Genomic DNA, 8,278 nt, shown 5'->3' with positions numbered 1-8,278 from the left:
GGCCAATCATCCAGGAGGCAAGACATGTCTGTAATCCGTTTCCTCGCGCGAGGTGGGCGGCCGCCGTCGTTGGTCACCGAAGAGGTGCCCGCCTAGGCTTGGGCCGCGGCAGGCTCGGTGGCGTTGTATCCGTACGGGTTGTTCTTCTGCCAGCGCCAGTGGTCTTCGCACATCTGGTCCACGGTCTTGGTCGTGGACCAGCCAAGGTCTGCCAAAGCGGAGGAAGCGTCGGCCCAGAAGGCAGGTAGGTCTCCTGCGCGGCGTCCCGTGATCTCGTAGGGGATGGGCCGGCCCACGGCTTTCTCGAACGAGCGGAGGACTTCCAGCACCGAGGATCCTTTGCCCGAACCGAGGTTCCAGCGGCGGACGCCCTGGCGGGACGCGATGTAGTTCAATGCGGCCACGTGCCCCTCCGCGAGGTCAACCACGTGGATGTAGTCACGCTGGGCGGTGCCGTCAGGGGTGTCGTAGTCGCCGCCGAAGACCATGAGCTTCTCGCGGCGGCCTACGGCAACCTGGGCAATGAACGGAACGAGGTTATTCGGGATGCCCTGCGGGTCTTCGCCGATCCGGCCCGAGGGATGGGCGCCCACCGGGTTGAAATAGCGCAGCAGTGCTATATGCCAGCGGTCATCGGCGTTGCCAAGATCGGAGAGGATGTCCTCGATCTGTTCCTTGGTGCGGCCGTACGGATTGTTGGCGCCGATCTCCATCTTCTCGATGTAGGGGATCGGGTTGTGTTCGCCATAGACAGTTGCCGAGGAGCTGAAAACGATCGATCGGACGTTGTGCTTGTCCATGACGCGGAGAAGGTTCAGCGTGCCCACGATGTTGTTGTAGTAGTAGGCCAAGGGCTCCTGGACTGATTCGCCCACTGCCTTCAGGCCCGCGAAGTGGATGACCGCGTCGATGTCGTGCTGGCCGAAGACCGCCTCGACGGCCGGCTCGTCCACCAGGTCCACCTCGTGGAAGGCGGCGGTTTTGCCTGTCAGTTCAGACACCCGCCGCAGCGACTCTTCGCTGGAGTTCACGAGGTTGTCGAGAACGACGACGTCGTGGCCGGCTTCCTGGAGGGACAAAACGGTGTGCGAACCGATATAGCCGGTGCCGCCCGTGACAAGAATTTTCATGGTGTCTACGCTATCGGAAATCGGAGCCACGCCGCTCAGTGTTGAGCGTGGTGGAAGCACATTCGTGCTAGAAAATACTGGTGCCCAAAATTGTTGATGCCGAAGTCCGGCGCCAGGAAGTTGTCCAAGCCGTATTTCGCATCATTGCCAGCGACGGCTTGCAGAGGGCATCCCTCCGCGAGGTGGCCGATGAAGCGGGGCTCGCCGTCGGATCGGTCCGCCACTATTTCGCCAGCAGCGATGAACTCCTGGTGTACTCCTTCGCCTCCGTAGTGGACCGGATCGTTGCCCGCCTGGAAGCTGCTCTGGGACTGGTAGAGGATAGTGAGGGCGCTGAACACCACAATGCCGTTCTGAACCTCCTAGGTCAGCTCCTGCCCTTGGATGAGGAATCGGCCGTGGACGCCTGTGTATGGATGGCTTTCCGGCAGGCAGCGCGGATCACCCCGGTGTTGGCCCCCGAAGCCGAACGCAGCCACCGTTCGGTTGCCGCCGTCATCGGCCGGTTGATGGTGCTGTTGCGTCCACAGGACGTCGACAACCCGCAGGCACTGGTGACGGAAGCGGAACGGCTCCTGGCCACTGTGGACGGATTATGCATGCATGCGCTGTTGCAGCCTGAGTGGATGACCGCAGCCATGTGCAGCGACGTTTTGGAAGCACACCTCCAAACCCTTCAGGTGGCTTCGGCCCGGGCCTAACGCCGGAAGCCGTGCCCCCGGGCCGTTACCCCCGGGGCCCTTCAGGAATAGACTGGGACATGTCGGGAACCCTGTCCAAGGGAGGAATTCGGATGCATGAGTCAGGCGGCCCGGGATGGCGCATCACCATGGACACGTCAGGGCCGATGCTCATCGCCTTGTACTTGCGGGACGTAGCCGGACTCGACGGCGTCGGAAAGCCGATGCTGGCCCACGCCGCTCCCAAGATCCGCCAAGCCGACCACAGCCACCTCACCTCGGATGTGGGAGGCATCAGCGCGCTGAAAACCGAATGGGAAGCGTGGTGGGAGAAGCTCGTCAAGTCCTATCCCGAACCGGCCCAGGAGCTTACTCCACCCAGTTTCAAGGCCTTCGGCAACTCACCGGCCCTACAAAGGGTGTTGCAGGCGCACTTCGGAGCTGCACTGGCCTGGGCCACGGACAGGATCGACGAATACGCGGATCTCGAAGCGGCCCGCGAAGCCAACGGAGTCACCAACGTCCTCAACGAGCTGGTGGAGGACCGGCTCCTGGAAGTGGGGCGGAGCTCGCGCGACTTCGACCTCACCATCATCGAGCTTCCGCTGACTGAGCCACGGGCCTGGTACCTGGAGCCGAGCACGATCTTCATGAGCCATAGGCTCCTGTCCCAGCCGGATGTGTTCCGCAGCTACGTCCAGCCGGTGGTGGAGCTTCTTGCCTAGGCCTGCTGCCTGAACCTGTCGCCTAGGTGGTGGGGGCTGACACCGTGATGGTCACACCGTCCGATGCCGCCGCAGAGTCGGTCCAGCCTTTGCGCTGTTCCCTGTTCCAGGTCCGGCCGGCCGCATCAACCTGGGTAATCGACAGTGCCTTGGCATTGGCCACGGCCCAATGGGCCACAGCCCACGCCTGCGGGCCCGTCACCTCAAGGCGCACCGACCGTCCCTCGACGCCGGCCACTTGGGTGCCGAACGCCGTCGTGAGTTCATCCACGACGGCGGCAGGGTCACCGGCCGCTTCCGGCATCCTCAACTCGCAGTCCAACGCTGCTTCGGAATGACCCGTCAGGGCAGAAGCGAAGGCGCGGCCCATGGGTTCATGCTGGGCGTACGCGCGCGGGAAGGCCGATCTCTGGACTGCCTGCGCCGCCTGCGTGATTTCCATGCTTTCGTAGCCGGGAATCTTCACCAGCCCGTCATAGAAAGCATTCGCGGCATGGGTGGGATCCATGACCTGGGCTTCGGTTCCCCAGCCTTGGGATGGCCTCTGTTGGAACAGGCCGCGGGAATCCGGGCCGGCCTCATCTCCGTAATTGATGTTCCGCAGGCGTGACTCCTGCATCGCGGTTGCCAGGGCAATGCTGGCCGCGCGCGGAGGCAGGCCACGGCGGACGGCCACAGCCGTAATGAGCGCCGTGTTCGCGGTTTGGTCTGTGGCGAGTTCGAAGCTGGCTGAGCCCACCACAGCGACGCAGCGCTCCGAGACCAGTGTCTCGGAGCGCTGCAGCACGGCGACTATGGCGTAAACGGCGCCGGCCACCAAGGCCAAGGCCAGCACCATGATGATGATGCGGCGCAAACGGCGCACAGTTGGTCTCCTGCTAGTTGGCGTGCAAAGCCTCGTTCAATTCCACGGTCTGGCCCTTGCGTGGCAGGACCTCGACGCCACCGGTGGTGGAGTTGCGGCGGAACAGGAGGTTGGGGACTCCGGAAAGCTCCACGGCCTTAATGATCTGGCTGGTGTCCTCGCCGTTCTCGTCCTTAGGGCCCGGAACGCGGACCCGCGTGCCGGCGGTCACGTAGAGGCCCGCCTCCACCACGGAGTCGTCACCGATGCTGATGCCTACGCCCGAGTTCGCGCCCAACAGGACCCTCTCGCCCAGGGCGATCTTCTCCTTGCCGCCGCCGGACAGCGTGCCCATGATGGACGCGCCGCCACCGACGTCGGTGCCGTCGCCGGCCACCACGCCAGCGGAGATACGGCCTTCGACCATGGACGTGCCCAGGGTGCCGGCGTTGAAGTTAACGAAGCCTTCGTGCATTACGGTGGTGCCTTCGGCAAGGTGGGCACCCAGGCGGACGCGGTCGGCGTCGGCGATGCGGACGCCGGTGGGGACGACGTAGTCCACCATGCGGGGGAACTTGTCCACGCCGTAGACCACCACGTTGCCACGCTTGCGCAGGCGTGCGCGCGTCAGCTCGAAGCCTTCCACGGCGGCCGGACCGAAGTTGGTCCACACAACGTTGGGGAGCTTGCCGAAGATACCGTCCAGGTTGATGCTGTTCGGCTTGACCAAGCGGTGTGAAAGCAGGTGCAGGCGGAGGTAGGCGTCAGCCGTGTCGGCCGGGGCAGCGTCCAAGTCGATCTGGGCGAACACCACCTTCTGCTCGGTGCCGCGGTCGGCGTCCTTGCCGTCCTCGGCGAGGGCAGTCAGTGCAGGGTCGGCGTTGTCGACGTCCCTCAGGGTGTCGGCTGCCACGCCCAACGCGGGGGAGGGGTACCAGACATCCAGTACGGTTGCTTCCCCGGAGGCCGAGGTAGCGATCGTGGCGAGGCCGAATCCGTAAGCTGATCGGTCGCTAACGGACGCGGTTACGGGCACAGCGGAAGAAGCAGTTTCAGTCATGGCCCCAAGTTTAGCTACCGGGCGCGGTGCGGCTGAAACCCGTTCCAAGGACTGGAGTCGTATTCGCTGTCCCTGCTGCGCGGCGCCGAGCAGTTAAGGTGGAGGGGTGACCCTGAACTCCGCACCTGCCCTCCTCGACCTGCGCCAGGACGTCGCTTTACTGACTTCGGCCATTATTGATATCAACAGCGTCTCCGGCAACGAGACCGAACTGGCCGATGCGGTGGAAGCCGCCCTGCGCGCCCTGCCCCAGTACACCGTGGTGCGCGACGGCGACGCCATCATTGCCCGAACGGAGCTGGGCCGCCCGGAGCGCGTCATCCTCGCTGGCCACTTGGACACCGTCCCTCTGCCCACTGTCCCCGGTTCGCTGGGAACCGTACCTGCTACCTGGGAGTCGGGGGTCCCCGGCGAGGGCGTACTCTTCGGCCGCGGCACCACGGATATGAAGGGCGGGGTTGCCGTGCAGCTCGCCTTGGCGGCAACACTGTTCGACGGCGGCCGGGAACCTGACCGGGACGTGACGTTTGTTTTCTACGACCACGAGGAAGTGGAGGCCGTCAAGAGCGGCCTTGGCCGGTTGGTACGGAACCACGGCGATCTGCTGGACGGTGATTTCGCCATCCTCCTGGAACCCACCCACGGCACAGTGGAGGGCGGCTGCAACGGCACCAGCCGCTTCGAAGCAACCACGCTGGGAGAAACGGCGCATTCAGCCCGCGCGTGGATGGGCAGCAATGCCATCCATGCGGCAGCTCCCATCCTTGCCCGGCTGGCAGCCTACGAACCGCGCACCATCAACGTGGACGGCCTCGACTATCGGGAAAGCCTCAACGCCGTGAAGATCAACGGCGGAACGGCCGGAAACGTCATCCCGGACCGCTGCGTGGTGGAGATCAACTACCGTTTTGCGCCGGACAAGACTCCGGATGAAGCCGAAGCCCACGTGCGGGAACTGCTGGAAGGCTTCGAGGTCGTCCGTACCGACGCCGCAGCCGGTGCGCGTCCCGGCCTGAACCACCCCGCCGCAGCGTCCTTCGTGGCCGCAGTGGGAGCCGAGCCGAAGCCCAAATACGGCTGGACCGACGTCGCGCGCTTCAGTGAGTTGGGCATCCCGGCGGTGAACTTCGGACCCGGGGACCCGCTGCTGGCGCACAAGGACAATGAACACGTCGACGCCGATGCCATCCGTGAGTGCCTGCGCGCCCTGAGGACGTGGCTGGGTCAGTAGTCCCTTGCCGGCAATGCAGAAGGGGCGGGATCGGTGAACATCACCGGTCCCGCCCCGTTTGGCGCATAGTCGGGCTTTACGACTACTTGGCGGTTGGTACGGCTCCGGCCGCGTTGGCGCGGGCTGTGCCGCCCGCGGCCTTCTTGGAGCCGCGGCGTTCGATCCAGATCGCGATCCGGGAGACCGTGAGGTTGATCAGGATGTAGATCGCAGCGCCCACGAAGAAGGCGGGGAACAGGAAGTCCGGACCCAGGAAGTCAGCCATGATCTGGATCTTCCGGAGCAGTTCCTCGTAGCCCACGATGTAGCCGAGCGACGTGTCCTTCAGGAGCACGACGAGCTGCGCCACCAAGGACGGCAGCATGCGGCGTACAGCCTGCGGGAATTCGATGATCATGCGCGACTGGAAGCTGCGCAGGCCGATGGCCAGGCCGGCTTCACGTTGGCCCTTGGGCAGCGACTGGATGCCTGCACGCAGGATCTCGGCGAAGATGGCGGCGTTGTAAAGCACCAGGCCCACAACCACCGCTTGGAACTGTCCGGTGGCGAACACCAGCAGGACGAACAACATCATGAGGACAACCGGCATGCCGCGGAGGAACTCGAGGACCACCTGCGTCGGAATCCGAACCCACGGGATCAACGAGATTCTCAGGAGGCAGAGCGCAATTCCCAACGGAAAGGCAATGATCGCTGCCACGGCCGCCGCGGTCAGTGTGGAGATGATGCCCTGGCCGATCAGGTTCCAGACATCCGGCGCCATGGGACCGTAGAAGATTTCCCAGCGGTCGGCGTCGAAAATGCCCTGCTGCGCAAGCGTGATGACGGCGATGGCCAGCACGCCAAGGATCAGGACGATCCCGGCCGCCGAACCGATGAGCGAGTAGAGGCGGGCCTTGGGCCCCGGGACGTCGTAGAGGACCGAGGTCATCGGGCAATCGCCACCTTTCGTTCAACAAAGTGCGCCAGGAGACCCAACGGAACCGTGATGAGGAGGTAGAAGAACGCCACCCCGAGCAGGATCCAAAGGACCTGGTTGCCGTAGTCATTGGAGAGCTGGCGGCCGTAGCCGAACAACTCGAGGACGAAGAAGGCGCCGGCAACCGAAGAGTTCTTGACCAAGGCGATCAGGATATTGATCAAGGGCGGAACCACGGTGCGGACAGCCTGGGGCAGGACGATGAAGCCCAAAACCTGGGTGAAGGTCATGCCGACGCTTCGGGCTGCTTCTGCCTGTCCCACCGGGACGCTGTTAACGCCGGAACGGACGGCTTCGGCGATGAAGGCGGCCGTGTAGCTGCTCAGTGCGATGATGGCGGCGACTTCGAATTGGTCGAACTTCACTCCCAGCCTGGGGAGGACGATTGCGGAGAAGAAGAAGATGATCGTCAGTGGCGTGTTCCGGGCGACTTCCACATAGAACATGCTGAAGCCGCGGAGCGCAGCAACGGGCGAGACCCTCATGGCCGCGAGGATGGTTCCTACGACGAGGGCGATGATTCCTGAGATGACGGAGAGGTAGAGGGTGCGGAGAAATCCGTCCCAGTATTGGGGGAGGCTTGCTATGACGGCGTCCATGGCTTCCTTTTGCTGCAGCTGATCACGGAACAGGGTCCTGGTTCAGGAACTGCCGCCGTCCCGGGGAAGGGACGGCGGCAGCTGCTGGACTGACTGCTAGTAGCGGTCGACGGCCGGAAGCTCAGGTGCGGTCTTGATGACCTTGCCTGCCGTAGCTTCCCAAGCCTTCTTGTAGTCGCCGTCCTTCTGGATGGCTTCAAGCTGGTCGTTGATCCAGTTGCGGAAGACCGTGTCGTCCTTCTTCAGGCCGATTCCGTAAGGCTCCTTGGTGAAGGTTTCATCCGAGGCGAGCTTGAAGGCATCCGGTTCCTTGTCCACGTAACCGGCCAGGATCACGTTGTCCGTGGTCACGGCGACAACCTGCTTGTTGCGCAGCGGCTCCAGGCAAGCGGTGTAGGTAGCGGCCGGAACAACTTCAGCACCGTACTTTTCGGCGATGGTCTTGGCAGGGGTGGAACCAGTGACGGAGCAGACCTTCTTGCCCTTGACGTCCTCCGGCTTGGTGATGGAGTTGTCGTCCTTGTTGACCAGCAGTGCCTGGCCGGCTTCGTAGTACGGGCCAGCGAAGGAGACCTTTTCCTTGCGGGCGTCGTTGATGGTGTACGTGGCGATGACCAGGTCAACGCGGCCCTGCTCGATGAACGATTCGCGGTTCTGCGAAACGGTCTCGACCCATTCGATCTTGTCTGCCGGGATGCCCAGCTTGGCGGCGATTGCCTTGCCGATTTCAACGTCGAAACCGACCGGCTTGCCGTCAAGGCCCTTCTGGCCGAAGAGCGGCTGGTCGAACTTGGTACCGATGGTGATCTTCTGTGCCTTGTTGAGCTTCTCCATGGTGGTGCCTGCTTCGAAGCTCGCAGACGCTACGGGGGGAGTCGTCGAGCTCCCGCCGCCACCGCAGGCGCTCAGCGAGAGGGCAAGCGCAGCCGATGCGGCAACCAGGAGTGACTTCCTCCGGGTAATCAGAGACTTCATGACGTTCCTTTCAGTGGATGGCCGGTGTACGGCCGGGGGTGCGATTCCTGGTGGC

Annotated in this window: 9 protein-coding genes; 3 read left to right on the top strand and 6 right to left on the bottom strand. The window is 63.7% G+C overall.

Going from position 1 to position 8,278, the window contains the following annotated elements; genetic code table 11:
* Positions 1 to 92: 92 nt before the first annotated feature.
* A complete protein-coding gene (gene galE, locus OCL88_RS09035; RefSeq protein ID WP_021471768.1) occupies positions 93 to 1,130 on the bottom strand; it encodes a UDP-glucose 4-epimerase GalE in 1,038 nt (345 codons plus the stop codon).
* Between the two features lie 80 nt (positions 1,131 to 1,210).
* Between galE and OCL88_RS09030 the strand changes: the two genes are divergently transcribed.
* Both OCL88_RS09030 and OCL88_RS09025 read left to right on the top strand, forming a co-directional pair.
* A complete protein-coding gene (locus OCL88_RS09030; protein ID WP_264962263.1) occupies positions 1,211 to 1,831 on the top strand; it encodes a TetR/AcrR family transcriptional regulator in 621 nt (206 codons plus the stop codon).
* A gap of 92 nt (positions 1,832 to 1,923) precedes the next feature.
* On the top strand, positions 1,924 to 2,535 hold the full coding sequence (locus tag OCL88_RS09025; protein ID WP_031216320.1) for a hypothetical protein: 612 nt from the start codon (positions 1,924 to 1,926) through the stop codon (positions 2,533 to 2,535).
* A gap of 22 nt (positions 2,536 to 2,557) precedes the next feature.
* Here the strand turns inward: OCL88_RS09025 and OCL88_RS09020 are convergent, their stop codons facing one another.
* Both OCL88_RS09020 and dapD read right to left on the bottom strand, forming a co-directional pair.
* Positions 2,558 to 3,373, bottom strand: coding sequence for a hypothetical protein (locus tag OCL88_RS09020; RefSeq protein WP_413775456.1), 816 nt, complete (start codon positions 3,371 to 3,373; stop codon positions 2,558 to 2,560).
* Between the two features lie 40 nt (positions 3,374 to 3,413).
* The gene (gene dapD / locus OCL88_RS09015; RefSeq protein WP_069695200.1) at positions 3,414 to 4,439 is read right to left on the bottom strand and encodes a 2,3,4,5-tetrahydropyridine-2,6-dicarboxylate N-succinyltransferase; all 1,026 of its coding nucleotides are present in this window, start codon (positions 4,437 to 4,439) and stop codon (positions 3,414 to 3,416) included.
* A gap of 106 nt (positions 4,440 to 4,545) precedes the next feature.
* Between dapD and dapE the strand changes: the two genes are divergently transcribed.
* Positions 4,546 to 5,670 carry a succinyl-diaminopimelate desuccinylase gene (dapE, locus tag OCL88_RS09010; protein ID WP_201433457.1) on the top strand — a complete coding sequence of 375 codons (1,125 nt, stop codon included), beginning with the start codon at positions 4,546 to 4,548 and terminating at the stop codon, positions 5,668 to 5,670.
* 82 nt (positions 5,671 to 5,752) lie between these two features.
* Here dapE and OCL88_RS09005 read toward each other — a convergent pair whose 3' ends face one another.
* The 3 genes from OCL88_RS09005 to OCL88_RS08995 all read right to left on the bottom strand — a co-directional run bounded on the left by OCL88_RS09005 (position 5,753) and on the right by OCL88_RS08995 (position 8,223).
* Positions 5,753 to 6,601: an amino acid ABC transporter permease gene (locus OCL88_RS09005; RefSeq protein WP_166183446.1), complete on the bottom strand. Its 849-nt coding sequence runs from the start codon at positions 6,599 to 6,601 to the stop codon at positions 5,753 to 5,755.
* Positions 6,598 to 7,248: an amino acid ABC transporter permease gene (locus tag OCL88_RS09000; RefSeq protein WP_021471775.1), complete on the bottom strand. Its 651-nt coding sequence runs from the start codon at positions 7,246 to 7,248 to the stop codon at positions 6,598 to 6,600. The genes OCL88_RS09005 and OCL88_RS09000 overlap by 4 nt, the downstream gene beginning before the upstream one ends.
* A gap of 96 nt (positions 7,249 to 7,344) precedes the next feature.
* On the bottom strand, positions 7,345 to 8,223 hold the full coding sequence (locus OCL88_RS08995; protein WP_069695198.1) for a glutamate ABC transporter substrate-binding protein: 879 nt from the start codon (positions 8,221 to 8,223) through the stop codon (positions 7,345 to 7,347).
* Between the last annotated feature and the right edge of the window lie 55 nt (positions 8,224 to 8,278).

The organism is Paenarthrobacter sp. PAE-2, from assembly GCF_026013155.1.
Classification (GTDB): Bacteria; Actinomycetota; Actinomycetes; order Actinomycetales; family Micrococcaceae; genus Arthrobacter; species Arthrobacter ureafaciens.
This window is presented reverse-complemented; position numbering and strand designations above follow the sequence as displayed.

What these genes read in the sequence shown, in the direction of transcription:
- galE (WP_021471768.1), bottom strand. Translation starts at nt 1,130, where the DNA reads ATGAAAATTCTTGTCACGGGCGGCACCGGCTATATCGGTTCGCACACC.
- OCL88_RS09025 (WP_031216320.1), top strand. Translation starts at nt 1,924, where the DNA reads ATGCATGAGTCAGGCGGCCCGGGATGGCGCATCACCATGGACACGTCA.
- OCL88_RS09020 (WP_413775456.1), bottom strand. Translation starts at nt 3,373, where the DNA reads ATGGTGCTGGCCTTGGCCTTGGTGGCCGGCGCCGTTTACGCCATAGTC.
- dapD (WP_069695200.1), bottom strand. Translation starts at nt 4,439, where the DNA reads ATGACTGAAACTGCTTCTTCCGCTGTGCCCGTAACCGCGTCCGTTAGC.
- OCL88_RS09005 (WP_166183446.1), bottom strand. Translation starts at nt 6,601, where the DNA reads ATGACCTCGGTCCTCTACGACGTCCCGGGGCCCAAGGCCCGCCTCTAC.
- OCL88_RS09000 (WP_021471775.1), bottom strand. Translation starts at nt 7,248, where the DNA reads ATGGACGCCGTCATAGCAAGCCTCCCCCAATACTGGGACGGATTTCTC.
- OCL88_RS08995 (WP_069695198.1), bottom strand. Translation starts at nt 8,223, where the DNA reads ATGAAGTCTCTGATTACCCGGAGGAAGTCACTCCTGGTTGCCGCATCG.